Source organism: Cryobacterium glucosi (genome assembly GCF_004402235.1).
Taxonomy (GTDB): Bacteria; Actinomycetota; Actinomycetes; order Actinomycetales; family Microbacteriaceae; genus Cryobacterium; species Cryobacterium glucosi.
The window spans coordinates 143,031-169,106 of record NZ_SOFS01000015.1; the positions used below are offsets into that span (position 1 = coordinate 143,031).

Consider the following 26,076-nt stretch of genomic DNA (forward strand, 5'->3'; position numbering starts at 1 on the left):
GAAGGAAAACCCTCAGCGCTGTGTTTAACGGGGCGTCGGAGTCTGAGTCTGCGCCGGTGTCGGTCTCGGTGTCTGAGTCGGCGTCGGATTGGCTTCGATGAAGTCATCTCCACCGTACTTCGCATTCGCGACCGACATCACCGCCGGCCACATCCGGTGCCGGGCGGTCGCGGCCTGGCCGCTGTCGAAGTATGTGGTCCGCTGGTTCGCATCGCCGGTGAGGCTGACCACCGCGACGACGGTTGCGACCTTCGTACTCGACCCGGTCATCCAGGTGTCCTTATTGCCATCCGTCGTACCGGTCTTTCCGATCACGGGCACCTGCGGCGCCATGCCCCGGTTCGACTGCTGCCCTGTCCCGGTCGTCATGACCTTGTGCATGGCGTAGGCCATGCCCGCCGCAACCGTGGGGTTGACGGAAGCCGCGCACTCGCTGGTCGGCACGGGAACCTCAGCACCGGTCGGGCCAACGATGCGGTCGATCACGACCGGACTGCACGTCACCCCCCTGTTCGCGATTCCCGCGAACGCGACGGCCATGCTCAACGGCGCGATCTCATTCGTGCCGATCACCGACGCAGCGCTCTGCAGGAGAGGGGTCGCATCAGCGCGGTGCATCCGGAATGCCTCAGCCGTCTTACGGATTCCGCACAGGTCGAGCTTCTTGGCCATCCCGATGTACCCGGTGTTGATCGAACCCACGGTGGCTTCGAGGGCGCTGTAGTGCGCCCCACTCTCGTTGGCGTCGTTCTTCGGGTTCCACTTCTCCTTGTCGTAGTTCTGCGGGCCGAGGCAGCTGTCCTGGAAGGTGCCCCAATTGGCCTTGCGGCGGGAATCGACGCGTTCGTAGAGAGCGTGACCTTCCGTGAGCCACTCGGCGAGGGTGAACACCTTGTACCCGGAACCCGGCTGGAAGCCACTCGAACCGCCATCGGCATAGTCGGTGTTGTAGTTGATGCTCGTGTAGTTCGCTCCCGTGGCCTCGACGACAGGATCCTGGCTGTAGTCCTTGTTCTGCACCATCGCAAGCACCCGACCGGTGCCGACCTGCACGCTCGAGATGACAGCGCCGACATCCCAGCCGGGGAAGGTCGACGGCACATTCTGCTTCATCGTGGCCTCCGCGGCATTCTGAAGGTCCAGATCAATGGTTGTGTAGACGTTGTAGCCACCCCGGCGGAAGTTGAGAAGCCGGGTGTCGGCATCCGCCCCGAACGCCGGGTCGTTCCGAAGCACATGGGTCACGTAGTCGCAGAAATAGGCGCTTCCGCCCGCGGTCTGGCACCCGGTACTGGGCTCGTGGATGCTGGGTTCGACCAGTGCCGCGACCGCCGCCGCATAATCGTCCGGTCCGATCGTGCCGTACTTCAGCATCGTCCCGAGGATATAGTCCCGGCGGTCCCGGTTCGCCGCGTAGCCGTTCGCCGTACCGTTGGAGGCGCTGTTCGGGTCGTCGAGCTGGAACTTGACCGGGTTGTTGATGATGGCGACGAGGCTCGCGGCCTGCGGCAGGCTCACGGCCGCCGCCGTCGTGTTGAAGTAGTACTCGGCGGCCGCCTCGATTCCGTAGACCGTTCCTCCGAAGCCGGTGATATTGAGATACTGGCGAAGGATGTCCTTCTTGGAGTATTTCTTCTCGACGCCGATCGCGAGCCGCATCTCCTTGAGTTTGCGCTCGGCGCTCGTTCGGGTGGCCGTCGTGTAGCAGGAGTCGCGCGCCACGGGGTCGGAGAGTACCTCGCACTTCTGAACGAGGACATTCTTGACATACTGCTGAGTGATGGACGACCCGCCCTGAGTTTCCCCGCCAAGGCTCACCCTGAGTCCGGCCCTGATCGTGCCCTGCATGTCGATGCCGCCGTGTTCATAGAAGCGCGGGTCCTCACTCGAGACCGCGGCATCCGTCACAAAGGGGCTGATCGAGTCCGAGCCGACCTCGATCCGGTTCTGGTCATAGAAGGAGGCGAGCAGGTAGGGAGAGCCATCACCCCGCATCGCGTAGATGTTGCTCTTCTGGGAGAGCCTGTCGATCGACAGGAATTCCGGAAGGCTTTGGAAGGTGTTGATCGTGTCCGTCACGGCGAGTCCCGACAGCGCGACGACGGGCGTCACCGACGCGGCGATCAGGAGTCCGGCAACCCCGCTCATGGCCACAAGCCCGACCAGCCCGCCGATCACACCCCGAGGCGTGCGCCGCTCCTGGAATTCCGTCGTCCGCATCTGAACCCCCCATCACGGTTCATGGAACCCCGGCGCCGACAGAATTGCTAGGGGCGTCTCACGATCGTTATCGGAGCGATCAGGTCTGGGCAACGGATGTCGAGCTGGCCCGCCGGGGAGCTTACCTGGCGGTGAGGATCAGCGCCGGTGCTACCGGGGCCTTGGTCGCCTCGACCTGAAGGCCCACCCAGACGCTCTGCCCCGCGGGAATGGTGCTCGCCCAACCCGCTCCGGTGCACGTGATCGAGGTCCTGACCTTGACCGTGCACGTCATCCCCCACGCGTTGGTCACCGCAGTCACGGTCGGATCGGACCAGGTCACGCTCCAGGCTTTGGCACCGGTCGCACTCTTCACCTGGAAGTCGGCGACGTAGCCGGCGCCCCACGCGCTCTGCAGGTTCCACGTCGTGGTGATCGAGGCCGTGCCGGGGACGGGAATCGGAGTGGCGGTCGGAGTCGGCGTCGGAGTAGCGGTCGGCTTCGGAGTCGCCGTCGGAGTCGGCGTCGCAGTCGGAGTAGCGGTCGGCTTCGGAGTCGCCGTCGGAGTCGGCGTCGCAGTCGGAGTAGCGGTCGGAGTCGGAGTAGCGGTCGGCGTCGGCGTCGCAGTCGGCGGAACGACGATCGGAGTCCCTGCACCGAGCAGCGGCGTGAGGGCCGTGAGCTTTGCCGCCTCCGGGGTGACCCAGTCGTCCTTGACGATGCCGCCGGTGTCGCCGCTGTTCGGGTTGAACGACCAGTACGCGAAGCTCATGCCGTTGCTCGAGAGGTACGGTACGAGCTTGGCAAGCCATTTCTGGTCGGATTCGGTCGCAAGCTTCGTACCGAACTCGCCGAGCAGCACCGGTGCGATCCCGGTCTTGCTGATGTAGCCCCAGTTCTGGTCCCAGACGGTGGCGAGGTTGTCCGGGTAGTTGGCCGCGCTGAACCACTTCTGCGCGTAGACCGTCGCCGGGTAGTCGTGCGGCGAGTACACCACCTGGTTCGCGACGGAGAGGATGACAGGCTTGCCCTTGACACCGCTCAGGCCGCCACCCCACCAGGTGGATCCGCCGGTGGCCTGGTTCTCGATGCCCTCGACGAGGATCAGCAGCCGGGGGTTCACGGCGAGCACGGCGTTCCCACCGCGGGTCGCGGCCGCCTGCCAGTCGATCGCGGGGTTACCGCAGCCCCAGCATGCCTGCCCGTGCGGTTCGTTGTGCAGGTCGAAGCCGATCACGGTCGGATCATTCTTATACCGGGTGGCGAGTGCCTGCCAGTCGCTGATCCACTTGGCTTCACTGTATTGCGCCGTGTACCAGAGCTCCGATTGGGCTCCGGAATCCGGACGGTGCCGGTCGAGGATGACATTGAGTCCGGCGACCTTCGCCCGGGCGATGACCGTGTCCATCAGCCGCTGCGGGGTCAGTCCCGCGAGGGTCGGATTCACCGCGTAGTTGATCGAATTGCTGGGGGCCCCGCCGAGGCACTCGTTCGAGAACGGCAGCCGCAGGGTGTTGAATCCGAGCGACTTGATCTGCGCGAGGCCGGCGTCGAGGCCGATCGTCCAGAGTCCGTGCGGGGCGCAGTTGCTCGTCTCCATTCCGAACCAGGAGATGGCCTTGACGACATACGTCTGGTTGGCGGAGTTCTGGATCGTGCCACCCGCGGTGTGCAGCCAGCCGGACGGCGCACTGACGGAGGATGCCGCGAATGCCGCCGGCTGCGGAGCCGCCGTCACGAGGCCGCCCGTCAGGAGCAGGGCGGCAGCCACGAATGCGACCAGGCGTCCGGTGGCGCCTCCGCGCCGCGGTCGTACCGACGCCGTTGGGGAAATCTGCCTCGTGGCATAGCTGTCGCGAGCACTCATGCTGGTCCCCCAGTATTCCGCGGACGTGGTTCCCGATGGCCACCCCTCGGGGCGGCAAGATCGTCCGTTAGCCCCATCGTAGGGGTTCCCGTGTTTCGGCACGGTAACAAGCTGCGCCGGGCACAGAAAACGGGCCCCGCGACTACCGCGAGGCCCGTTCGATACTGCCGGATCGGATCAGGCGACGGCCGGAACCGCGGTCTTCTTCAAAGCGTGCGGCGTGAGGACGAAGATCGCCCAGCCGAACAGGCCGACGAGGATGCCGAGGCCCATGGCGAAGAAGGAGACGCCGAAGGCGACGATCGAGGTGAAGAGCGAGGCGCGCAGCAGCGACGCGGTCATGACCGTCGGGCGGACCTTGTCGTCCTGGGCGAGCTCGGCGTACGTCTTGCCGCCCGAGGCCTCCATGGCGTGGTGGTTAATGATGTTCGCCTGCGCGAGGGCGGAGAGGGGGTTGTCGACGGTCGTTCCGGCGAGGAACGATGCGTCGGCCGCGACAGTAATCTTCTCGCCGGCCAGCTGGCTGCTGACGGTGCCCCAGACGACGCCGCCGACGAGGAGCATAACGAGGCCGCCGATAATGCCGAGGAGGCCGATAATCCGAAGAATACGCGCCTGGCCGGAACCGGCGATCAGGGGCTGGGCAGCCGTTGTCGTAGCGGTTGTCATGAGATACCTTTCCTGGTGTCGCGCCTGTCGTGACACTCGTGTTACCCCCCAGTCTGCCAGTAATGAAAGCGCATTCATCACATTTTCTCTGCCGATTGCAACATTGGTGGTAAACGTTTGCACGGTGGCGGAGGAAAGGCGCGGCATCCGTTGGATGCCGCGCCTTTCCCAGCGTCTGAACGCCGGTTTCGCCTAGAAAACGGTCAGGCCCCTCGCGCGGAATTGCTCCCGCACGCGCTCCTGCAGATCGTTGTCGGGGGGCGTCACCCCGTGCAGCGGGTACGGGATCTCGAGCCGGTCCCACTTGTCCTCGCCCATCTGGTGGAACGGGAGCACTTCGACGCGCTCGACGTTCGGCCAGCGGGAAATGATTTCCGCGACGGCGTCGACGTTGTCGACGGCATCGGTCAGTCCGGGGACGAGCACGAAGCGGGCCCAGACGGGGATTCCCTTTTCCGCGAGGCGATCGCCGAAATCGAGTGTCGGCTGGAGCTCACGCCCGGTGACCTCTTTGTACGTGTCGTGAAGACCGGACTTGACGTCCAGAAGCACGAGGTCGAGGTTGTCGAGCAGCGTCTCTGACGCGCTCTTCCCGAGGAACCCCGAGGTGTCCAGGGTGGTGTGGATGCCGAGCTTGTGGCATTCCTCGAAGATGCGCTCCACGAAGGCCGGCTGCATGAGCGGCTCACCGCCGGAGATGGTGAGGCCTCCCCCGGTTGCGTCGAAGACGCCCTTGTAGCGCTTGAGGCGCGTGACCAGGTCGTCGAGGGTGGTGATCAACCCGTCGCGCATCTTCCAGGTGTCCGGGTTGTGGCAGTACTGGCAACGCAACAGGCACCCGGACAGGAACAGGGTCATCCGCGTTCCGGGACCGTCCACGGCCGTGACGAGTTCCCAGGAATGGACGCTCGCCACCGAGCCGTTGTGAATCGCGGCCATCTCGAGGTGATGGAGTTCGGCAAGTTCAGCTTGTTCGGTGCTGGGAGTCTTGCCGTCCTCCAGCGCGACGAGTGCGATGGCGGGGCCGACGCTGGGTAGGCCGAGGTTTATTGCGGGCATTGTCTCGTCCTACTCAGCGTCGCCGCCATCTGTTATCGGTGGATATTAGTGCTGGTGAATCTTCGGTGCTGGTGAATCCTTAGCGCTGGTGAATCCTTAGCGCTGGTGGAACGTACGGCTGATGACGTCCATCTGCTGTTCGCGCGTGAGGCGCACGAAGTTGACCGCGTAGCCGGAGACGCGAATCGTCAGCTGCGGGTAGTTCTCCGGGTGCAGCATGGCGTCTTCAAGGGTTTCCTTGTTGAGCACGTTGACGTTGATGTGGTAGCCGGTGGCTTCCGTGTACGCGTCAATGAGTCCGACGAGGCTCGTGATCTGCTCGTCCTTGGTGTGACCGAGGCCACTGGGGACGACCGTGTTCGTGAGCGAGATGCCGTCCTGCGCCTGGCTGAACGGCAGCTTGGCGACGCTGAGCGCCGACGCGAGCATGCCGTGCGTGTCGCGGCCGTTCATCGGGTTTGCACCCGGAGCGAACGGCTCACCCTTGCGACGGCCATCGGGCGTGTTGCCGGTTGCCTTGCCGTAGACCACGTTGGACGTGATCGTCAGGATCGACTGGGTGTGGATCGCGTTGCGGTAGGTCGGGTGCTTGCGGATCATGTTCATGAAGCGTTCCATGACGTCGATCGCAATGGAGTCGACCTTGTCGTCGTCGTTACCGAACTTGGGGAATTCGCCCTCGATCGTGTAGTCGATGACGAGTCCGTTGTCGTCGCGGACCGGACGCACCTTGGCGTACTTGATCGCGGACAGGGAGTCGGCGACAACGCTCAGGCCGGCGATGCCACAGGCCATCGTGCGAACGATTTCCTTGTCGTGGAGAGCCATTTCGAGACGCTCGTACGCGTACTTGTCGTGCATGTAGTGGATGCAGTTCAGCGCGGTGACGTAGGTCTCGGCAAGCCACTCGAGCGTGACGAGGTAGTTCGCGAAGACGGTGTCATAGTCGAGGATCGTGTCCAGGTTCGGCGCGGTCGCCGGGGCGACCTGCTTGCCGGAAACCTCGTCCTTGCCGCCGTTGATCGAGTAGAGCAGCGCCTTGACGGCGTTGACGCGAGCACCGAAGAACTGCATCTGCTTGCCGACGCGCATCGGGGAGACGCAGCAGGCGATCGCAGCGTCGTCACCGAGCTCGGCGCGGATGAGGTCGTCGGACTCGTACTGGATCGCCGACGTGTCGATGGAGACCTGGGCGCAGAAGCGCTTGAATCCATCGGGAAGGCCGTCGTTCCAGAGAACGGTGAGGTTCGGCTCCGGTGCTGCGCCGATGTTGTACAACGTCTGGAGGAAACGGAACGCCGTCTTGGTGACGAGCGGGCGACCGTCTTCGCCGATGCCGCCGAGGGACTCGGTGACCCAGGTCGGGTCGCCGGCGAAGATCTCGTCGTATTCCGGGGTACGCAGGAAGCGCACGATGCGGAGCTTGATGACGAGGTCGTCGATGAGCTCCTGGGCGCCCTCTTCGGTGATGGTGCCGTCGGCGAGGTCGCGCTCGATGTACGCGTCGAGGAAGGCCGAGTTACGGCCGAACGACATTGCAGCGCCGTTCTGTTCCTTGACGGCACCGAGGTACGCGAAGTACAGCCACTGGACGGCTTCCTGGGCGGTCTGGGCCGGCTTGGAGATGTCGGAGCCGTAGGACGCGGCCATCTGGACGAGTTCCTTGAGGGCCCGGATCTGCTCCGAGTTTTCCTCGCGGGCGCGGATGATGTCCTCGGTCGAGGGCTCCATGTCGAGCTCGGCGCGGTCGTTCTTCTTGCCGGCGATCAGTGCGTCGACGCCGTAGAGGGCGACACGACGGTAGTCGCCGATGATACGGCCACGGCCGTAGGCATCCGGAAGACCGGTGATCAGGTGGCTGTTGCGGGCACGACGCACACCGGGAGGGTAGACGTCGAACACGGCGGTGTTGTGGGTCTTGCGGTAGTCGGTGAAGATCTTCTCGAGTTCGGGAGAGACGGGGTAGCCGTAGGTCTCGAGGGAGTTGACGACCATGCGCCATCCACCGAACGGCATGATCGCGCGCTTGAGCGGCGCATCCGTCTGGAGGCCGACGATGACTTCATTGTCCTTGTCGATGTAGCCCGGCTTGTGGGCTGTAATGGAGGACGGCGTGAAGGCGTCGATGTCGTAGACGCCCTTACGACGTTCCTCGGGGAACATCGCGGACAACTTGGCCCAGACTCCCGTGGTGCGGGCAGTCGGCCCGGCCAGGAAGGACGCGTCGCCGATATACGGCGTGTAATTGCGCTGAATGAAATCGCGAAGGTTAATCGAATCCTGCCACGGCCCGGAAACGAATTCCGCCTTGCCGTGCTGCATCGAAGTGTCGCCGCTGAGGACGCCCTCTGTAATTGTCATGTGGACTACTCTCCTCGTGGGATTGAGCTTTCCCGCCGCGGAAGATCCCGCGCTCGGGGTAGTGAGCGGGGGGACACGAGGCGCCAGACGTGCACCGATGCACCGTGGTCCGCTCTCTTTTTCCAACACTACTCCCCGGCAAGGGCCGGTCGGGGGGTTCTTCCGCCGCGTCTCTCGCCCGCGCGTTTAAAAGGACTCGCCTAGCACAGCCAAACCCCGGTAATCCACTGCGGGGAGTGACGATCCTGAGAATTCTCAAACCTGGCGGCTAGAGCTTCTTTCCGGGGTTCAGCAGGCTGGCGGGGTCGAAAGCGAGCTTGACGCGGCGCTGCAGCTCCCGCACGGCGAGGCCGAGTTCGTCGTCGAGGTGCGCCTGCTTGAGCAGGCCGATCCCGTGTTCCCCCGACGCGGACCCACCCAGCGTGACGGCGAGCTGGATCACCCGTTTGAACGCGCGGTGGGCGGCATCGACCTCCGCGGGCAGGTCGGGGTTGAAGCCGATCACCGGGTGCAGGTTCCCGTCGCCGAGGTGCCCTCCGGTGCTGATCGGAATCAAGAGTTCGCTGGAAATCTCCTGAAGGCCGGAGAGGAGCGCCTGCAGCTGCGACCGCGGAACGGTCACGTCCTCGTTGAGGCTCGCACCGCGCGCGGCCTGCAGGGCCGGCTGGAGGAGGCGTCTCGCGCTCATCAGCTGGTCGAGGTGCGCGGCGTCGTGCGCGATGACGATCTCGCCCGCTCCCCCGGCCTCGAGGATGCGCGCGTATTCTGCGACGTCGTCGTCGGCCTGCCCCGCGGCATCCGACTGCACGAGGAGAAGTGCTGCAGCACCCTCCGGGAGCGTGGACGCGGGGTCGAAGGCGTTGATCGCGGTGATGCAGGATCCGTCGAGGAATTCGAGCACGCTCGGACGCCGGTTGTTCGTGACGATCAGTGCGGCGGCGGCGAGGGCCTCCGCGGTGGTCGAGAACGTCGCGGACACGCCGGAGGCCGGGGCAGGGGCAGGCAGCAGCCCGACCGTGATCTCGGTGATGATCCCGAGGGTGCCCTCCGACCCGACGAGGAGCGCCGTCAGGTTGTACCCGGCGACACCCTTGATGGTGCGCTGCCCCGTGTGCACGATGGAGCCGTCCGCGAGGACGACCGTGAGGCGGCGCACGAAGTTACCCGTCACGCCGTATTTGACGCACAGCATCCCGCCGGCGTTGGTGGCCACGTTGCCGCCGATCGTCGAGCCCTTCCACGAGCCGGGGTCCGGCGGGTAGAAGAGGCCGGCGGTCGCGGCGGCCCTGGCCAGGGCGTATGTGCGCACGCCGGCCTCGACCGTCGCGGTCTGGTCTGCCTTGTCGACGGAGACGATCCGGTTCATCCGGGTGAGGTTCACGACAATGGCTCCGGTGATCGCGTTCGCACCGCCGGCGAGTCCGGTGCGGGCACCCTGCGGCACGAGCGCAATGCCGTTGGCCGCTGCGAGGGTGACGACCGCCGCAACCTCGGCGGTGCTTTTGGGGAACACGACGGCGAGGGGCTCCCCCGCAGCGGTGCCGTCCGACTGGTCCGTGAGATACGCATCGGTCGCCTGTCCGGTCACGAGCTGCACGGGCGGCAGTATCGTGGCGAGTTCGTCGAGGATCGTCTGCGGGGAAAGCGTTTCAGTCACGGGGGCCTCTGGGTCAGAGTGGACGAGCCGGCACCGGGCGAAAGGCCTGCGGCCCGGCGGTGGGTGTGCCTCAATCGGGGCGTTTGCCCAGTATATGAGGCGGTATATTCCGCAGCCGACTTGTAGTTATTGATGTATCTATGGCTAGGCTGGGGGTATGCCGACCGAATCAGCCTCCCTCATGCCGGCCGGGGCCTCCGCCGTCGAGAGGGCCTACACGCACGTCGCGGACCTGATCATCTCGGGGTCCCTCCCTGCGAGCTCCTTCCTGACCGAGGGGGAGATCGCCGGAGCCCTCTCACTCAGCCGCACACCGGTGCGCGAAGCCTTCCTCGCGCTCGAGGCCCGCGGGCTGATCCGGCTCTTCCCGAAAAAGGGCGCCGTCGTCACCGCGCTCGACGAGGCGGAGACCGCCGAGTTGCTCCAGGTGCGCATCATGCTCGAGACGACCGCCGTCCGGCTCCTGGGCGAACGCGAGGGCGGGACAGGCGCGGTGGACACCGACCTCGCCGCCCTGATCGAGATCCAGGCGGATGCCGCTGCGAGCGGTGACCTGCTCACCTTCGCCAGGGCAGACCACCGCTTCCACTCCCGGATCGTGGACGAGAACCGCAACCGGGTGATCGACGGTTTCTACGCCCAGCTCGGCCCGAGGCTCGAACGCCTCACCCACCGGGTCGCTTCCCGGGACCCCCGCAACCTCGAACGCCTTCTCGCCGAGCACCGCACCCTGGCCGGTCACGTGTCCAGCGGAGACACCGCAGCGTACGACCGTGCCCTCCGCGAACATGTCGAGGCCGGGCATTTCTCCACCAGGGTCGCCTGACCGCCACGGTCCCCTGACCACCACCACCACCGTCCATCCCCGATCGCGTTCCGAAAGTCCGATGATTCCCCGTACCATTCCCGCCTGGCTCCGCGCAGCACCCGCCATCTTCGTCATGGCCTGGGGCGGCAACCACTTCACCCCGCTGCTGCACATGTACGAGGCGCTCGGCCACTACACGACCGTGATGGCGGATGTCTTCCTCGGGGCGTACGTCGTCGGCCTGATTCCCGGGCTCCTCCTCGCCGGGGCGCTCTCGGACCGGTATGGACGCAAGCCCCTCGCGATCGCGGGCGTGATCACGGGACTCGTGGCCAGCATCCTTCTCGGTTTCGGTTTCTCGAGCACGGTCATGCTGTGCCTCGGCCGCTTCCTGGCCGGGCTGAGCGTGGGCGTTGCGATGTCGGTCGGAACGGCGTGGCTCAAGGAACTCTCCGCCGCGCCGTTCGACAAGCGCGCTGACACGGTGGCAGGCGCCCGGCGCCCGGCACTGACCCTCACCCTCGGCTTCGGACTCGGTGCCGGCGTCGCCGGCGCACTCGCCCAGTGGGGCCCGATGCCGACGCTCGCCCCCTACCTCGTCCACATCGTGCTGAGCCTTGCCGTACTGCCCCTGCTCGTCACGACGCCGGAGACCGTGCCGCGCTATCGGGCGCACCGCCCGTTCTGGCGTGACCTTGCGGTTCCTCTCGCCGGGCATCGCCGCTTCCTGCGCGTCATCGCGCCCTCAGCGCCCTGGGTCTTCGGCGCGGCCGGGATCGCGTACGCGATCATGCCGAAGCTCGTCGACACCCAGCTCGGCGAGTTCAACCTCGCATACGCGACCCTGCTCACGGTCGTCACCCTCGGTACGGGGGCCCTGGTCCAGCCGCAGGTCGCCCGGATCAACACACGCACCAACGGGCGAGCGCTCGTCGTCGGCATGGGCATGATGCTCGTCGGCATCCTGCTCTCCATCTGCGCCGCGGCGACCCTGTCCCCGATCGTCGCCCTCGTCACGGCGATCGTGCTCGGCGCCGCGTACGGCGTGTGCGTCGTCGCGGGCCTCGTCGAGGTGCAGCGCATCTCCACCCCTGCCGACCTCGCCGGCATCACGGGCGTGTACTACAGCCTCACCTACCTCGGGTTCCTGCTGCCGGTCCTCTTCGCGGCGCTCAACGCCGTCGCGAGCTACACCCTGCTGATGTCCCTGCTCGGTGTCGTCTGCGCGGCGTCCCTCGCCGTCGTGGCCTGGGGCATCCGCCGCGTCTAGCCCCGCCCGGGTAAAGGGGCGCTGAGGTACGGCGTGAGGACGGCGCGCAGGTAGCGCGTCCCGCCGGTGGAATCTGCAGTGGAATCCGAAGGCCCTCCGGTGTCCGCCCCGTCGAGCTCCTCGAAGGCGAACCAGGACTCGGCGAGGATCCAGAGCGCCCGCACGAGGTCATCGAGCTCCCGATCGCCGAGCGGGCGGATCTCGCCGTGTTCACGCCAGCCCCTGGCGATCTCGCTGAACCTGACGAGGCGCCGGGCGCGCACGAGCCGGTAGTGTTCGGCGAGCACCGGGTCCGCGTGCAGCAGGCCGAAGAGGTCGCGGGCCAGGAACGCGTACTGCCGCGTCAGCGCGACACCGGCACCGAGGCGGTCGAGTACCTGCTCGGGGTCCAGGCGTTCAGGCCCGTCCCCTCCCCCGGCAGCGGATGCCTCCCAGAGAGATTCATAGGCCGTCACGCGCTGGGCATGCAGCTCGCGCACGATCTCGTCCTTGCCGCCGAACCAGTAGTACAGGTTGCCCGGGCTGATTCCGGCGGCCGCCGCGATCGCGTTGGTGGTCACGGCGGCGGTGCCGCGTTCGTTGAAGAGGCCGAGGGCGACGAAGAGGATCCTGGCCCTGGTCTCCCCCGCCGTCACCGTGGTCGGGACCCGGCTCACGAAAGCACGACTTCCCGCGCGGGGCGTCGAGGGCTCGGCAGGGCCGAGCCGGTCGGATGTCCGATCCGGAAGGTCATGATCGCGTGGCGGCCGGCGGGCAGGAGCGCGGCCAGCGCGTCGCCGAAGTCCGGGTTGAGGCCCGTCGAGCGTTCCCTGTCGATCCGTTCCGGAAGCTGGCAGAGCGGTTGGGCGCTCACCCCGTCGACCGTCATGCTCAGGTGCAGGCGCTGCCAGGCCCTGCCGACGGCGAGACGCTCGCCGGTGTCGAGCGGGTCGCGCACGACGAGCGCTCCGAAGGCCGCGGCCGTGGGGACCTGGCTGTCCCTGGTGCCGGCGAGCCAGCCCGCGTTGTTCTGGGCCGTCGAAACGGGAATGACCTTCGAAACGGCCCTGATGAATTCCGACTGCCCGGACGGGTCGATCGTGATGCCGTCTTTCTTCGACTGGATCTCGTGCCAGTCGGTGCGGTACCAGGCGGCGTCGTCCGCCACCTGTTGCGGGTCTGCGATGATCGCCTCGGTCGCGCGGACGGTCAGGGCACCGAACGCATTCTTCTCCGCGGGGTCCGAGAACCAGACGAGTTCGGCGACGGTCTCGTCGATGAGTCCGCTGAGCCGTGCCAGCTCCGCGGCGCTCACGGGCCGCGTGAGGTCATAGGAGTTGCGGTCGGTGTGTCGGGATGCGATCGCGGTGAACAGCGGTGAGACGGATGCCTCCGCCGCCTGAAGGTCGATCCGTGCGACGTGTGTGGGGTCCGCGGGGTCCGGCAGCAGGGTGACGGCGGCCTTCTTCCCGTTCGCGGGTGCCGCGACGACGATGTTCTCGATCGCGCACCCGAGCGAGACGTCCATCTCCCGGAGCAGCGGGTCCATCGTCCCGAGGTTCCTGGTCGTGTCAGCGAAGACGTCGATCCGGTTGTCGGCGACCCTGAACTGCCAGGGTTGGGCGTTGTGCGCGTTCGCGGCGAGCACGGCGGCCCGAACGAGGCCGAGGGCGTCATGCGCCTCCGGGCCGGCCTGCGCCCATGCGGCGAATGCCTCGCCTGTCCCGCTCGCGAACACGCCACCGTCGACCGCGCGCCAGGTGAGGCCTGCGGCGCCGGCGATCGCGATCGTCCCCAGGCCGATGCCGGCGACCTTGAGGAACGAACGCCGGGTCGACGTCCGCCCCTTCTTGTCGTACCGGCCTTTCGGCTCGTTCCGGTCGTTCCTGGGTGTCCTGTCGGGCGTCATACTCCCATTAGAGTCTTTACTCTAATGTTTGTCGAGCCCGGCGGTCATCAGGCGAGCCCGGCAGTCAGGCGAGTTCGGTGAGTCGTCCGGCCTTGATGTGCAGGCGGCGCTGGGCGCGCCTGGCGACGGCACTGTCGTGCGTGACCACGATCAGGGTGAGGCCCTGTGCCCGCCAGAGCCCCTCGAGCAGGTCCATGATCTCGTCCCTGGTCTCCTCGTCGAGGTTGCCGGTCGGCTCGTCGGCGAGGAGCACGGTCGGGTCCTTGACGAGTGCCCTCGCGATCGCGACCCGCTGTTGCTGGCCGCCCGAGAGTTCGGCGGGAAGGTGGCCGAGGCGGTCCCCGAGGCCGACGGCCTCGAGGGCGGCCGCCGAGCGCTCCCGGCGCGCGGCGTTCGTCCCGCCGAGCGGCGCGAGCGCCGTCTCGACATTCTCCTGGGCGGTCAGCGTCGGGATCAGGTTGAAGCCCTGGAACACGAAGCCGATCTCGGTGGCGCGGATGCGACCGAGCTGGGAGTCCCCGAGGCTCGACAGGTTCGAACTGCCGAGGTGCTCCGTCTCGAGCAACACGGATCCGGAACTCGGGCGGTCAAGTGCCCCGAGCATCTGCAGGAGGGTCGACTTGCCGCCACCGGTCGGCCCCTGGATCGCGACCATCTGGCCATCGGGGATCGAAACGGTGACGTCCTGCAGCGCGGTCACCGAGCGCTTGCCCTGGTCATACTTTTTGGTGACATTCGTCAGCTGGTACATGGTCTGGTTCCTTCTGGAAGCTGAAAGTGAGAATCGGAGCGAATCGAATCGGGTGACGCAGGCAGTGCTACGCGATGCTGCGCAGGGCTTCCGCCGGCCGGAGCCGGGAGGCTCGCCACCCCCCGATCACTCCGGCGAGCAGGCCGCCGAGAACGGCGAGTCCGACCGCGATCAGGATCACGGATACCGTGACGGGCGCCGTCAGGACGATGTTCGACTGGGTGGCCGCCTGGGTTGCGGCACCGAATCCGCCACCGCCAGGGCCGAAGCCTGCGCCTCCCGCACCTCCCGCGCCGCCGGCGGCCCCGGCCCCGCGGCCCACCGCCTGCACGGCCGTCGAGGCCCCTGCGGTCAACGTCGGGGCGATGATGTTGATCACGAGGATCCCGGCGAGCCCGACGGCGATCCCGACGACGCCGCCGATCAGGCCCTGCACGAGCGATTCGCCGCCGACCTGGCGCACGATCCGGCCGTTGGACCACCCGATCGCCTTGAGCGTTCCGAACTCACGGGTGCGCCGGGTGACCCCGGAGATCGTGAAGAGGATCGCGATCAGGAACGCCGCTGCGAGGACGATCAGGGAGAGCCACAACCCGAGGTTGGAGACGAGGCTCGATGCGCTCGCGAGCGACCCGGATACGCTCGACGCGAGGTCCGCCTGGGTCTTGACGGTCGCTGCGGGCAGTGCGGTCCTGATGTCCGCCTGGACCTGGTTGATGTCCGTCGACGACGCCGCCTGCACGTAGATGTTGGAGACCTGGCCCGGCAGGGCCGCGAGGGACTGGGCGACGTCGAGCGGAATGTAGACATTGGCCGCGGTCGCGCTGTCCGCGGTCGCCGCGGAGACCAGCCCGACGATGCTGAAGTCGGTGCCCGCGATAACGACGGTGCCGCCGACGGCGAGGGAGGCGGTCGTCGCGTAGCTCGCGTCGAGGACGGCGACGTTCGCACCGGCATCCGTGCTCGCGAGCGAGCGCCCGGCTGTGAGCGTCACGGCGGAGAGCGGGCCGACGGCTGCGTCGGCCGGGTTCAGCCCGAGCACGGTGAAGGAGTCGACGCTGAACGAGCTGCCGCCCGCACCGTCGGGGCCGCCCGTCGGCGGCGTCTCAGCGCTCTGGCCTGACGGAGCGCCCTGGCCGGTCGATGGCCGGGTGGCGCCCTGGCTGCGGGTCGGGAGGGCGCCGCTGAAGGTGGAGTTGCTCAGCAGGAGCGTCGCAGCGGCCGCACTGACGTTCGGAACCGCGCGCACCGAGTCGAGACCGGTCGAGGCGAAAGTCTCCGTCCCGCGTTCAGCCGTGAGCCTGCTGCGGCTGATCGTCGTGGTTCCGTCCGCTGCGGCACCGTCCGCCGAACCGAAGTCGAAGCGTTGGGGCGCGCCGTTTCCGGTGCCCGGCGTCGCGGCGGCAGCAGGGGCCTGGCTCACGGTGATGTCGGTGCCGACGCCGTACACGGACTCGAGAACGGATGCCTGGGCGAGCTGGACTCCGCTCGACACCGAGTTGACGATGATGACCAGCGCGATGGCGAGGGCCATGCCGATCGCGACGATGGCGGTCTGCTTGCGACGGCCCGCAAGTTCCCGACGCAGGTAGGTATAGAACATGAGTCTCCGGTTCCGGGGACTCTCCGTGGGGCCCACCGGGATCGAAGTTATGGATCAGGGCTTTCCGGACGCTATCACTTTCCTGTGAATACGCCGTCAAATGACAGTTCTGCCCCATGAACATCGGCTGGGCACTGGTGTTTCCAAGCTGATCAGGATGTCTGCGGGCCACACTCTGCCGCTGGCGTACGCTGGCGGCATGACTGGGAATGGCCTCGGATCCGCAGTGCCCGAAGATGTGAGCTCCTGGGCCGCCCGCCAGCGCTGGTTCGCGGACACGGGCCGCCCGGTGGCGCTGGCGCGCGTGGGCGGCTGGTCGCTGCCCTCCGGCGAGCCGGGGGTGCTGATCCGCACCGACTGCGTCGTCGACGCCGGCGACCCTCGCCGGACGGTCTACCAGCTTCCCGTGACCGAGCGGGAGGTGGCTCTCCCTGGCGGCGAGGCGGCCCTCATCACGACCCTTACCGGAGCGGACGGGCGGCGAAAGTTCGTCTATGACGCTCCGGCGGATCCGGCCTATGCGCGGGCGCTGCTCCTGTTGATCCTGCGTCGCGGCACGTCAGGCCCTGGTGCAGACGGATGCTCGGTCGCGGAAGGCGAGACCTTTCCCAACGGCCTCGCCGGCGGTGTACCCGGAGGTGTACCCGGCGACGGAGTCGCGCCGGAGGGTGTCGAGCCGACCGTCGTGTCGAGTCACGTGCTCCGGGGAGAGCAGTCCAACACCTCGATCATCTACGAACTCGCGGGTCCTGACGGTCGCGCACTCACTCCCGTGATCTGCAAGGTCTTCCGGGCGCTCCACCACGGCGACAACCCCGACGTCACCGTGCAGTCCGCACTCGCCCGCGCCGGCTCGCACTTCGTTCCCCTTCCCGTCGGTTGCATCGTCGGGGACTGGGCGGACCCCCGCGCGCCTGGCGGCACCGCGCGCGGCCACCTCGCTTTCGCCCAGGAGTTCCTGCCCGGCGTCGAAGACGCCTGGCGGGTGGTACTCAGTGCGGCACGGAGAAACGAGGACTTCACTGCGCGGGCGCGGAGCCTCGGCGTCGCGACCGCGGCAGTCCACGCCGACCTCGCTGACGCGATGCCGACGGCGGAGCCGACCGCTGAGGTCGTCGGCACGGTCCTCGACGGCCTGCGCGCCCGCGCCCGGCGCGCGATCGCGGAGGTGCCTGCACTCGACCGGTACGCCCCGGCGATCGAGGCGGTGTTCGCCGCAGCGGCCGAGGTGTCCTGGCCGAGGCTGCAGCGCATCCACGGGGACCTGCACCTCGGCCAGGTGCTGCTCGTTCCGGGCAGGGGCTGGGTGCTCGTCGATTTCGAGGGCGAACCGCTCACTCCTCTCGAGGACCGGACCCGTGTCGACGTGCCCTGGCGGGATGTCGCCGGGATGCTGAGGTCGTTCTCCTACGCGGCCGGAACCGTGGCGCGGGAAGCTCCGGAGCGGACCGGTGTCGTCACCGGGTGGGCACAGGCCTGCCGTCGGGCGTTCCTTGCCGGGTACAGCGAACGTTCCGGCAGGAGCCTCGGAGAGCAACGCCCGCTGCTCGGCGCCTTCGAACTCGACAAGGCTCTCTACGAGGTCGTCTACGAAAAACTCAATCGGCCCGACTGGCTGCCGATCCCCCTCGCAGCGATCGACGCCCTGCTCGCCCCCGTCCCCGTTCCCGTTCCCGTCCCCGCCGCCGTTCGCGAAAGCGGGTGAGTCGTCGGTATGCCGAGCTCAGAACGACGTTTCACCCGCTTTCGCGGGGGCGCGGATCAGCTCTTCGACGAACGCTTGAGCTCGGGGAACTGGTCGTCGCGCCATTCCTCCGGAAGCCGGAGCTGCTGCTCTGCGGCATCGTTCTCGCGCGCCCGCAGCTCGACCCTGCGGATCTTGCCTGAGCTCGTCTTGGGCAGTTCGAAGAACTCGATACGCCGCACCCGCATGTACGGCGGCAACCCGTTGCGGGCGTGGCGCAGCACGGCGAGAGCGGTCGCGCTGTCGGGTGCCCAGCCGGCCGCGAGGTGGATGTACGCTTTGGCGATGTTGAGTCGGGTGTCGTCGGGGGCGGGGACGACCGCGGCCTCGGCGACGGCGGGGTGTTCGAGCAGCACGCTTTCGACCTCGAACGGGGAGACCTTGTAATCGGAGGACTTGAAGATGTCATCCGTGCGGCCGATGAAGGTGATGTAGCCGTTGTCGTCCCGGGTGGCGACGTCGCCCGTGTGGAAGTAGCCATCCCGGAGCGCGGCCTGGGTCCTGACCGGGTCGCCGTGGTACCGGGCCATGAGGTTGACGGCGGGCTCGGCGAGGTCGAGGCAGATCTCGCCCTCGTCTGCGACGCCTCCCGTGATCGGATCGACGAGGGTGATCGCGACACCGGGCAGGGGCAGGCCCATGGACCCGGCCTTGAGGACGGACCCCGGCACGTTGCCGACGATGGCCGTCGTCTCGGTCTGGCCGTACCCATCGCGGATCGTGAGCCCCCAGGCACGCTGGATCTGGCTGATCACCTCGGGGTTGAGCGGTTCACCCGCCGAGAGGATCTCGCGGAGGCCGACCGGCTTCTCCCCCACATCGGACTGGATCAGCATCCGCCATACCGTCGGCGGCGCACAGAACGTCGTGACCTTGGCGCGGTGCAGCTGGGCCGTGAGCGCCTGCGGGTCGAACCGGCCGTAGTTGTAGACGAAGACGGTGGCCTCGGCGATCCAGGGCGAGAAGAAGCTGCTCCAGGCGTGCTTGCCCCAGCCCGGTGAGCTGATGGCGAGGTGCACGTCGCCGGGACGAAGCCCGAGCCAGTACATCGTGGAGAGATGGCCCACGGGGTACGAGGTCTGGGTGTGCACGACCATCTTGGGCTTGCTCGTGGTCCCCGAGGTGAAGTAGATGAGCGACGGGTCGTCCGAACCGACGGCAACGGGAACGGGCGCCGTGGAAAGCAGGGCGGCGTCGGCGTAGTGAGCCCAGCCGGGAACCGTGCCGCCGACGCAGATGCGCCGGAAATCGCCGTCGATCTCCGCGAACTTGGCGGCGTCACCCGCATTCGCGATGACGCAGTCCACCTCGCCGCGCTGCACGCGGTCGGCGAGGTCGCCGGCTGCGAGCACGGTCGATGTCGGGAGGATCACGGCGCCGATCTTCATGATGCCGAGCATGAGCTCCCAGAGTTCGACCTGGTTGCCGAGCATGAGCATCACGTGATCGCCCTTGCCGACGCCCTGCTGGGTGAGCCACGCCGCGACCTGGTTGGAGCGTGCGGACATCTCCGCGAAAGTGACCTTCAGCTCACGGCCGTCCTCCTCGACGATCCACAGGGCGATGTTGTCGTTGCCGGCCGCGATCACGTCGAACCAGTCGACGGCCCAGTTGAATGACGCACCGACTTCCGGCCAGCGGAATTCCGCGGCGGCACGGGCGTGGCCGTCCCAGAGGCGCAGCAGCTGATCGCGGGCGGCACGAAAATTGGAGGTACTCGTCGGAAAAGTCACTTCTCCATCATCCTCACTCATAAATGCCTGTAACTGCATGCATCCGGAAAGCACGTCGCGGCGCGTTCCGGGGGCAACCCACACCCGGATGTGGTTAACCACATGGGTCGCCCCATCCGGGTGACAGGGCCAGCGGTCCCCTCCGGCCTCGGGTAGCTTCGTGCACGTCAACACCGACAGTCTCGACGTGGCGTCTCCGGTTCCAGTGTGGGACGTTCGATTTCACCCCGGGGGCACAGATGGTTACGTTCTTCGTCATTTTCATTCTTGTTGTGGGAATCAACACCTTGCTCTGGACCACGGTCGGTCTCATCCGTGCCGTGGTCGAGAGCAGCCGCCGCCGGTCGCCCGATCGATCGCAGGACCCGCTGATCTCCGCGGACGAGGTCGCAGTGCTGGTCGCCGCCCACGACGAAGAACAAGTGATCGCCGCGACGATCGGTTCCGCAACCGGCCAGGTGCCCGTTGGACACGTCTTCGTCGTTTCGGACGCCTCAGCAGACCGGACCGCGGACCTCGCGAGAGCGAGCGGAGCGAACGTGCTCGAACTCGAGTCGAATCATGGAAAGGCCGGCGCGCTCGTCGCGGCAATCGACCATTTCGAACTGGCACGCCGGTTCCCGGTCGTGGTGCTCCTCGATGCGGACACGGTGCTGGCCCCCGACTACCTGCTGACCGGCCTGCCCTGCTTCCAGGATCCGGGGGTCGTCGCGGTTGCAGCGTGTGCGTCGACGATCGCTGATCCTCCCCCCGCGACGATGATGGGCCGATTCCTGGTCGCATACCGGGAACGTTTCTACGTCATGGTGCAGTACCTGCTCAAGTACGGTCAGGCCGCCAGGCTCGCGAACGTGATCTCGATCGTTCCCGGTTTCGCGAGCATGTATCGCAGCCGGGTCCTCGGAAGCATCGACATCGATCCTCCCGGGCTCGCGATCGAGGACTTCAACATGACGTTCGAAGTGCACGCGCGCAAGCTCGGCCGGATCGCATTCCACCCCTCGATCGCGAGGGCCTCGACCCAGGATCCGGACAACCTGCACGATTACACCCGGCAGCTCCGGCGTTGGACCCTGGGGTTCTGGCAGACGCTGCGCCGCCACGGATTCCGGCTCGGCTGGTTCTGGGGTGCGCTGGCGCTCCACGTGTTCGAGCTCGTGACGAGCAGTGTGATGATGCTGCTGTTCCTGCCGCTGCTCGTCGTATCGGTCGTCGCGGTCATCTGGGAGGCGACGTCGACGGACCCGTCCGGCATCGCCACGCGGCTGACGGACGCGATTCCGCCGACCCTGATCCTGCTCGGCGTGCTCGTGCCCGATTACCTGTTGACCGTGCTCGTCGTCGCCGTCACCCGCCGGCCGAGTTATCTGCTGCTCGGGTTCGCCTTCCCACTCGTACGTGTGGTCGACGCGGCGATCTGCCTGGCGACCCTTCCCCAGGCATTCCTGACGCCGTCGAGCGGACGCTGGACGAGTCCAGAACGCCGAGTCACCGTGGCGCCCGTGGCACCCGCGCTGCAGGAGAAGCCGGTGCCGCCGGAGACGTCAGCTCGTGAAGAGATGTCCGTGCCCGAAAAGACGTCAGTTCCGCGGAACCGGCCGCTCGTACCCGACAAAGCGAAAGCGGATGCCGGTCCTCGAGACCATCCATTCCGAGGCGTGGGCACGCGTCCACTCCCCGTCAACAGCGGGGGCCCTCGTGTCGCCGGGCACGGCGAGGTCCAGCTCGGTGACCTCGAGTCGTGAGGCGCGAGCCAGGGCCTCGCGGTAGACCTCGCCTCCGCCGATCACCCAGATCGTCGTGGCCGGATCTGTGGCCGAGTCGTCCGCAGCGAGGGCATCGTCCACGGACCCGGCGCGTTCGGCTCCGGCAGCGGCCCAGTCGGCGTCCCTGGTGACGACGATGTTCCGTCGCCCGGGGAGCGGCCGGAATCGTTCGGGGAGGGAATCCCACGTGCGACGACCCATCACGACCGTCGCGGCATCCGTCACGGCCTTGAAATGCGCGAGGTCTTCGGGAAGGTGCCAGGGTATCGAACCGGCGCTGCCGATGATCCCGTCGTGCGCCTGCGCCCAGACCAGTGCGACCACGGGAGTGTGACCGGCGGGATCAGACGGCAACGGGTGCCTTGATCGCGGGGTGGTGCTGGTAGCCGACGACCTCGAGGTCCTCGTACCCGTAGTCGAAGATGCTCGCGCGTTCGCCCGTGATGCGAAGCGTCGGGAGCGGATACGGTGCACGGGTCAGCTGCTCCGTGACCTGGTCACGATGGTTGTCGTAGATGTGGCAGTCCCCGCCGGTCCAGATGAAGTCGCCGACCTCGAGGCCGGCCTGGGCGGCGACGAGGTGGGTCAGCAGCGCATAACTCGCGATGTTGAAGGGGACGCCGAGGAAGAGGTCGGCGCTGCGCTGGTAGAGCTGGCAGGACAGGCGGCCGTCGGCGACGTAGAACTGGAAGAGCGCGTGGCACGGTGCGAGGGCCATCGACGGGATGTCCGCGACGTTCCAGGCCGACACGATCATTCGACGCGAATCGGGGTCTGTCTTCAGGGTCTCGATCACCTGGGCGATCTGATCGATGTGACCACCGTCGGGGGTGGGCCAGGAGCGCCACTGCACTCCGTAGACGGGACCGAGTTCTCCGGTTTCCGATGCCCACTCGTCCCAGATGCTGACGCCGTGTTCCCGGAGCCATCCGACGTTGCTCTCGCCGCGCAGGAACCACAGGAGTTCGTAAGCGATCGACTTGAAGTGCACGCGCTTCGTCGTGATGAGCGGGAAGCCCTCACGAAGGTCGAAGCGGAGCTGGGCGCCGAAGATGCTCGTGGTTCCGGTCCCGGTCCGGTCGGCTTTGGCGGTGCCCGTCGCCAGGGTGTGGCGAAGCAGGTCTTCATACGGGGTCGCGAGTGAGGTTGGCATTCGTAGCAGTTTATTTGGTGGCGCAGCTTATTCGGTGCCGAAGCGCCGCACGAAGGCACGCATCAGGTTCGCCGGTTGCGTCACGGTTGCCGCCGCGATGCTCGCGATGACTCCGCTCCAGGCATCCGGCTTGACATATCCGTTGTCGCGGTAGATCCGGAGGCGGGTGAGGATGCTCGCATTGGTGAGCTCCGGGTGGAACTGGGTCGCGTAGACGTTCCGTCCGACCCGGAAGGCCTGGACCGGGCAATCCTCTCCGGTGGCGAGGAGTACGGCGCCGGGCGGGAGGACCGTGCACGCCTCCTTGTGTCCGACGAAGGCCTCGAAGTCGGGCTCGAGGATACCGAACAGCGGGTCGGCGGCTCCCTCCTGCGTCAGCCGCACTCTCGTCGGGCCGGCGTCCTCCGGCCACGTTCCGTCGACGACACCCCCGCCGTGTGTCGTCAGCAGCCCGATACCGTAACAGGCTCCGAGAAAGGGAAAATCACGGGCTACGACGAGGTCGAGGAGCGACTGGAGTTCCCGTTCGACCCGGAGCTGGACGGCGGACTTCGTCGCCTCGGGGTCGCTGGCGTTGAAGGGGCTGCCACCGACGATGATGCCGGAGTAGTCGTCCAGCCGGATCGGCGGCAGCGGCGCCGCCTCGAGCCTGACCCGGTGCAGGTCCTCCGGGGTGAGGCCGCCGGCGCTCAGGAAACCCTCGTACTCGTCGTCGGCGGCTTCGTCCTCCGGACGGCTGGCCAAGAGCAGGTAGGGCTTCACGCCGCCATGATACGCGGTGCGGCGCCCATTCCGGTGCGCGCTTCCCGATCAGTACAGGAATGACCTCGCGAAGGTGTTCACATCGATGTTGACGCCGTTGAAGACCCGTTCAAAATGCTGCTGAACACCGACTCGGAGATTCCCGGACGCGTTCCAGCCACCGAACGGAATCGGCGCAGGCGAGAGGAGATCGACCGGGTCGTCAGGGAGGCCGGCCACGGCGGTCGCGCCCGGCTGGACGGGCACGGCATCCCAGAGGGCGACGTCCGAGAACTCCGTCGTTCCCGCGCCCATGATGTCGTCCCACATCCGCGCGCCGGTGTAGACGACGGGGCGCACTCCGGTGGATTGGACGCCCGTGATCATGGCGCGGGTGAGCGGCGGGCCGCCCGTTTCGATGTCGAGGGCGAAGAACTGAAGCCGGATGCGGAAGGAGCCCGTCGCCGCGATCCCCTCCCGCCAGCAGCGCGGATCCCTGGTGTACGCGGCGATCGCGAGACCGGCGTCGATGGCCATCGCGAGCTGCGCCTGGGTGCGGGCGAGAGGCGTGCACGTGCCGAACTCGGTGGAGCTGAGGATGTAGAGCCGGAACCCTGCTTCGTATGCCTGCACGAACCAGGCAGGATCGGAAATCGGATTGTCCGAATCCAGCGCCCTGATCGCCGGTGACGGTTGGGCCCGCGACGATTGGGCCGATACGGTCGGCACCGGAGTGGGGGCCTCGGTCGGGGAAACCGCTGGGATGCCGGACGGGACGGATGTCGCCGGGTCCGGTCGGATCGCACCTGCCACCTGGATGGCCGCGAGGGGAAGGCCCACCGCAAGGATCACCAGCAGCGCGGCCCCGAAAATGGGCGGCGCAACCGGCCCCTTTCCGGGGTGTCTCGTGACGGAAAGCCTGCGCATTCGCTCAGTGTGCACCGGCATCGCGGTGAAGAAAAGGGACCCACCGGGGACTCGTCCAGACTGTCGCACGTGCCCTCGGACCCCGATGGATGTCTGGGGGGCGTACAGTGAGGCAGCACCGCTCAGTCTCAGGTTCCAATGTCGCCCTGATGAAACGGCTGCCGCCGGGGATTCCTTTCCCCAAGCTCTTGATCACATCACTGGGGGAATGGCTTTCATGCGCGACCTTGCACCAACCATTTACCGGCAGCGTCTTGTCATCGAGGCCTACCCCGCCGAACCGATCAGCGCAGTGCAGATCACGGACTACTTGTCAGGGCTTGCCCCGGTGCTCGACATGAAAGGCCTGATCGAACCGGTCACGCATCGCAGCGATCTGTACGGCTGGGCCGGGTGGACTCACTGGGAAACGTCGGGGGCGCATTTCTACGCGTGGGAACAACCGGTGCTCTTCTACAGTGTCGACATCTACACCTGCAAGCCGTTCGACCCCCTCGTGGCCGTCGAATACACCACGCGTTTCTTCGGCAGTGCCAGCGCCGAATACAAGGAGTTTTAGTGCCGACCCGCGACACCGATACCGTGATCGGCGCCGAGGTGTTCAGCCCCCGATACGACCTGAGCGATGCCGAGCTCGAGGACCTCACCGTGCGGCTGCTCGCCGCGCGCACGCGTGACCTCCCGGAGCACTACCGGCTGGTCGCGATCGAGGTCGACGGCCGGAGCCCGTTTTCGAACGTCGGCCGGCACGTGGAACGTGTTGTCTTCGAGGCGACGTTCGGCAACGATGCCGCGCAGATGACGGACGAGTACGGCGCGTACGAGGGCACGAGCACATTCTTCATCTCCATCGACAGGGACACCGGCACGCCGAGCGGGGTGCTGCGGATCATCGAGGATTCCCCGCATGGACTCAAGAGCCTCAACGATGCCGCCCAGGAACCGTTCAATCTGGAACTCGATGAGGCGTTCCGCTTTCACGCGATCACCGATCCGACCGAGATCTGGGACATCGGCACCGTCGCCGTCCTCCCCGACTACCGTCGCGGCGAAGCAGCGGTGAGCGTGCAGCTCTACCGCGCCATGTACCTCTCCGCGCTCGTGCACCGGATCAAGCACATTGTGTCCATCGTCGACGACCGCCCGCTGCGCAAGATGCGGGACTTTCTGGGCATCCCGTTCGTACCGCTCGCCGACACTCCCCCTGGTCCGTACCTCGGCTCGAAGAAGAGCCACGCCGTCTACGGGTACGTGCCGCACTTCCTGCCGAAGGCGCGGGCGCACCGCGACACCATGCGCGGCCTCCTCGTCCGCAACGCCCTGCAGCGCCTTGTCGACGGCACGGAAGACGACTCGATCAGCCTCGACGTCCAGCCCGGCGCCTGAACGTCACTCGGGCGCTGTGCTGCCCGATCCGGAGATGTTGACCAGCCAGCTCACGCCGAACGGGTCCACGAGCATCCCGAAGCTGTCTCCCCACGGCGCCTTCGCAAGCGGCTGGAGTACGGTCCCGCCGGCAGACAGTTTTTCGAAGTAGCCGCTCAGTTCCGCCTCGTCGTCGCCGCTCAGCGAGACCGACATAGTGGTGCCCGGTGTCAGATCCATGCTGTTCGGTGTGTCCGCCGCCATCAGGACCATCCCGCCGTCCGTCGTCAAAGCGGAGTGCATGATCTTGTCGCCCTCCGCAGGATCCTCACTGGCGTGGAGCTCCGCGAAGGTACTGCGCGTGACCGTGCCGCCGAAGACCGACTCGTACAGGTCCATGGCCGCCCTGGCCGAATCACGGAACGAGAGATAGGGGTTGAGCGTTGTCATCTGAGACCTCCAGACCGGGGCGTGCCCGCCGTCGGGCCCGCGCTCCCGAGACATTATCGACCCCG

Annotated in this window: 21 protein-coding genes and 1 pseudogene; 6 read left to right on the forward strand and 16 right to left on the reverse strand. The window is 67.0% G+C overall.

The window, feature by feature from the left end; genetic code table 11:
• Positions 1–24: 24 nt before the first annotated feature.
• From E3O46_RS05885 to E3O46_RS05910, 6 genes are all read right to left on the reverse strand, one after another.
• Positions 25–2,220 (reverse strand): transglycosylase domain-containing protein, encoded by a 2,196-nt coding sequence (locus tag E3O46_RS05885; RefSeq protein WP_134561292.1) that lies wholly within the window; start codon positions 2,218–2,220, stop codon positions 25–27.
• A 121-nt stretch (positions 2,221–2,341) separates the two neighbouring features.
• Positions 2,342–4,066, reverse strand: coding sequence for a cellulase family glycosylhydrolase (locus E3O46_RS05890; protein ID WP_134561293.1), 1,725 nt, complete (start codon positions 4,064–4,066; stop codon positions 2,342–2,344).
• A 177-nt stretch (positions 4,067–4,243) separates the two neighbouring features.
• Positions 4,244–4,735, reverse strand: coding sequence for an aromatic ring-opening dioxygenase LigA (locus tag E3O46_RS05895; protein ID WP_174775116.1), 492 nt, complete (start codon positions 4,733–4,735; stop codon positions 4,244–4,246).
• Between the two features lie 192 nt (positions 4,736–4,927).
• Complete coding sequence (pflA, locus tag E3O46_RS05900; protein ID WP_134448868.1) at positions 4,928–5,794, reverse strand: pyruvate formate-lyase-activating protein; 867 nt, start codon at positions 5,792–5,794, stop codon at positions 4,928–4,930.
• Positions 5,795–5,890: 96 nt separating this feature from the next.
• Positions 5,891–8,155, reverse strand: a complete 2,265-nt coding sequence (pflB, locus tag E3O46_RS05905) for a formate C-acetyltransferase (protein WP_134448867.1) — start codon at positions 8,153–8,155, stop codon at positions 5,891–5,893.
• A 268-nt stretch (positions 8,156–8,423) separates the two neighbouring features.
• Positions 8,424–9,812 (reverse strand): FAD-binding oxidoreductase, encoded by a 1,389-nt coding sequence (locus tag E3O46_RS05910; protein WP_134561294.1) that lies wholly within the window; start codon positions 9,810–9,812, stop codon positions 8,424–8,426.
• A gap of 157 nt (positions 9,813–9,969) precedes the next feature.
• On the opposite strand from E3O46_RS05910, the gene E3O46_RS05915 reads away from it, so the two are divergent.
• The gene (locus E3O46_RS05915) at positions 9,970–10,638 is read left to right on the forward strand and encodes a GntR family transcriptional regulator (RefSeq protein WP_134561295.1); all 669 of its coding nucleotides are present in this window, start codon (positions 9,970–9,972) and stop codon (positions 10,636–10,638) included.
• Positions 10,639–10,699: 61 nt separating this feature from the next.
• Positions 10,700–11,890, forward strand: coding sequence for an MFS transporter (locus tag E3O46_RS05920; RefSeq protein WP_134448864.1), 1,191 nt, complete (start codon positions 10,700–10,702; stop codon positions 11,888–11,890).
• On the opposite strand, the gene E3O46_RS18205 is transcribed toward E3O46_RS05920, so the two are convergent.
• From E3O46_RS18205 to E3O46_RS05935, 4 genes are all read right to left on the reverse strand, one after another.
• A complete protein-coding gene (locus E3O46_RS18205; protein ID WP_134560012.1) occupies positions 11,887–12,546 on the reverse strand; it encodes a TetR/AcrR family transcriptional regulator in 660 nt (219 codons plus the stop codon). The genes E3O46_RS05920 and E3O46_RS18205 overlap by 4 nt on opposite strands.
• Positions 12,543–13,778, reverse strand: coding sequence for an Acg family FMN-binding oxidoreductase (locus tag E3O46_RS18210; RefSeq protein WP_166791025.1), 1,236 nt, complete (start codon positions 13,776–13,778; stop codon positions 12,543–12,545). The genes E3O46_RS18205 and E3O46_RS18210 overlap by 4 nt, the downstream gene beginning before the upstream one ends.
• A gap of 64 nt (positions 13,779–13,842) precedes the next feature.
• Complete coding sequence (locus E3O46_RS05930) at positions 13,843–14,529, reverse strand: ABC transporter ATP-binding protein (protein WP_134561296.1); 687 nt, start codon at positions 14,527–14,529, stop codon at positions 13,843–13,845.
• 67 nt (positions 14,530–14,596) lie between these two features.
• The gene (locus tag E3O46_RS05935) at positions 14,597–16,132 is read right to left on the reverse strand and encodes an ABC transporter permease (protein WP_134561297.1); all 1,536 of its coding nucleotides are present in this window, start codon (positions 16,130–16,132) and stop codon (positions 14,597–14,599) included.
• A gap of 199 nt (positions 16,133–16,331) precedes the next feature.
• Between E3O46_RS05935 and E3O46_RS05940 the strand changes: the two genes are divergently transcribed.
• A complete protein-coding gene (locus E3O46_RS05940; RefSeq protein WP_166791026.1) occupies positions 16,332–17,837 on the forward strand; it encodes a maltokinase N-terminal cap-like domain-containing protein in 1,506 nt (501 codons plus the stop codon).
• Positions 17,838–17,893: 56 nt separating this feature from the next.
• On the opposite strand, the gene E3O46_RS05945 is transcribed toward E3O46_RS05940, so the two are convergent.
• Entirely contained in the window at positions 17,894–19,609 is a 1,716-nt protein-coding gene (locus tag E3O46_RS05945; protein WP_241987342.1) for an AMP-binding protein, read from the reverse strand.
• A gap of 239 nt (positions 19,610–19,848) precedes the next feature.
• Between E3O46_RS05945 and E3O46_RS05950 the strand changes: the two are divergent.
• Positions 19,849–20,817 (forward strand): annotated as a pseudogene (locus tag E3O46_RS05950) (glycosyltransferase family 2 protein); the annotation flags it as partial.
• Positions 20,818–21,189: 372 nt separating this feature from the next.
• Here the strand turns inward: E3O46_RS05950 and E3O46_RS05955 are convergent.
• From E3O46_RS05955 to E3O46_RS05970, 4 genes are read right to left on the reverse strand one after another with little or no spacing between them, the layout of a single operon-like run.
• Complete coding sequence (locus E3O46_RS05955) at positions 21,190–21,729, reverse strand: dihydrofolate reductase (RefSeq protein WP_277612966.1); 540 nt, start codon at positions 21,727–21,729, stop codon at positions 21,190–21,192.
• Positions 21,719–22,528: a thymidylate synthase gene (locus E3O46_RS05960; protein WP_134448858.1), complete on the reverse strand. Its 810-nt coding sequence runs from the start codon at positions 22,526–22,528 to the stop codon at positions 21,719–21,721. The genes E3O46_RS05955 and E3O46_RS05960 overlap by 11 nt, the downstream gene beginning before the upstream one ends.
• A gap of 27 nt (positions 22,529–22,555) precedes the next feature.
• Positions 22,556–23,290, reverse strand: a complete 735-nt coding sequence (locus E3O46_RS05965) for a glutamine amidotransferase (RefSeq protein ID WP_134561300.1) — start codon at positions 23,288–23,290, stop codon at positions 22,556–22,558.
• 48 nt (positions 23,291–23,338) lie between these two features.
• On the reverse strand, positions 23,339–24,196 hold the full coding sequence (locus E3O46_RS05970; protein ID WP_134561301.1) for a glycoside hydrolase family 25 domain-containing protein: 858 nt from the start codon (positions 24,194–24,196) through the stop codon (positions 23,339–23,341).
• Positions 24,197–24,413: 217 nt separating this feature from the next.
• Between E3O46_RS05970 and E3O46_RS05975 the strand changes: the two genes are divergently transcribed.
• Both E3O46_RS05975 and E3O46_RS05980 read left to right on the forward strand, forming a co-directional pair.
• Positions 24,414–24,755 (forward strand): S-adenosylmethionine decarboxylase, encoded by a 342-nt coding sequence (locus tag E3O46_RS05975; protein ID WP_198413440.1) that lies wholly within the window; start codon positions 24,414–24,416, stop codon positions 24,753–24,755.
• Entirely contained in the window at positions 24,755–25,582 is an 828-nt protein-coding gene (locus E3O46_RS05980; RefSeq protein ID WP_134560002.1) for a hypothetical protein, read from the forward strand. Before E3O46_RS05975 ends, E3O46_RS05980 begins: the two co-directional genes overlap by 1 nt.
• Positions 25,583–25,585: 3 nt before the next feature.
• On the opposite strand, the gene E3O46_RS05985 is transcribed toward E3O46_RS05980, so the two are convergent.
• Positions 25,586–26,011 carry a VOC family protein gene (locus E3O46_RS05985; RefSeq protein ID WP_134448853.1) on the reverse strand — a complete coding sequence of 142 codons (426 nt, stop codon included), beginning with the start codon at positions 26,009–26,011 and terminating at the stop codon, positions 25,586–25,588.
• Positions 26,012–26,076: the final 65 nt, after the last annotated feature.

Bases quoted from the DNA above. Each gene is read 5' to 3' on its own strand.
- E3O46_RS05895 (WP_174775116.1), bottom strand. From the start codon at position 4,735: ATGACAACCGCTACGACAACGGCTGCCCAGCCCCTGATCGCCGGTTCC.
- pflA (WP_134448868.1), bottom strand. From the start codon at position 5,794: ATGCCCGCAATAAACCTCGGCCTACCCAGCGTCGGCCCCGCCATCGCA.
- E3O46_RS05975 (WP_198413440.1), top strand. From the start codon at position 24,414: ATGCGCGACCTTGCACCAACCATTTACCGGCAGCGTCTTGTCATCGAG.
- E3O46_RS05890 (WP_134561293.1), bottom strand. From the start codon at position 4,066: ATGAGTGCTCGCGACAGCTATGCCACGAGGCAGATTTCCCCAACGGCG.
- E3O46_RS05915 (WP_134561295.1), top strand. From the start codon at position 9,970: ATGCCGACCGAATCAGCCTCCCTCATGCCGGCCGGGGCCTCCGCCGTC.
- E3O46_RS05920 (WP_134448864.1), top strand. From the start codon at position 10,700: ATGATTCCCCGTACCATTCCCGCCTGGCTCCGCGCAGCACCCGCCATC.
- E3O46_RS05885 (WP_134561292.1), bottom strand. From the start codon at position 2,220: ATGCGGACGACGGAATTCCAGGAGCGGCGCACGCCTCGGGGTGTGATC.
- E3O46_RS05930 (WP_134561296.1), bottom strand. From the start codon at position 14,529: ATGTACCAGCTGACGAATGTCACCAAAAAGTATGACCAGGGCAAGCGC.
- E3O46_RS05935 (WP_134561297.1), bottom strand. From the start codon at position 16,132: ATGTTCTATACCTACCTGCGTCGGGAACTTGCGGGCCGTCGCAAGCAG.
- E3O46_RS05960 (WP_134448858.1), bottom strand. From the start codon at position 22,528: ATGCCAACCTCACTCGCGACCCCGTATGAAGACCTGCTTCGCCACACC.
- E3O46_RS05970 (WP_134561301.1), bottom strand. From the start codon at position 24,196: ATGCGCAGGCTTTCCGTCACGAGACACCCCGGAAAGGGGCCGGTTGCG.
- E3O46_RS05940 (WP_166791026.1), top strand. From the start codon at position 16,332: ATGACTGGGAATGGCCTCGGATCCGCAGTGCCCGAAGATGTGAGCTCC.
- pflB (WP_134448867.1), bottom strand. From the start codon at position 8,155: ATGACAATTACAGAGGGCGTCCTCAGCGGCGACACTTCGATGCAGCAC.
- E3O46_RS18210 (WP_166791025.1), bottom strand. From the start codon at position 13,778: ATGACGCCCGACAGGACACCCAGGAACGACCGGAACGAGCCGAAAGGC.
- E3O46_RS05985 (WP_134448853.1), bottom strand. From the start codon at position 26,011: ATGACAACGCTCAACCCCTATCTCTCGTTCCGTGATTCGGCCAGGGCG.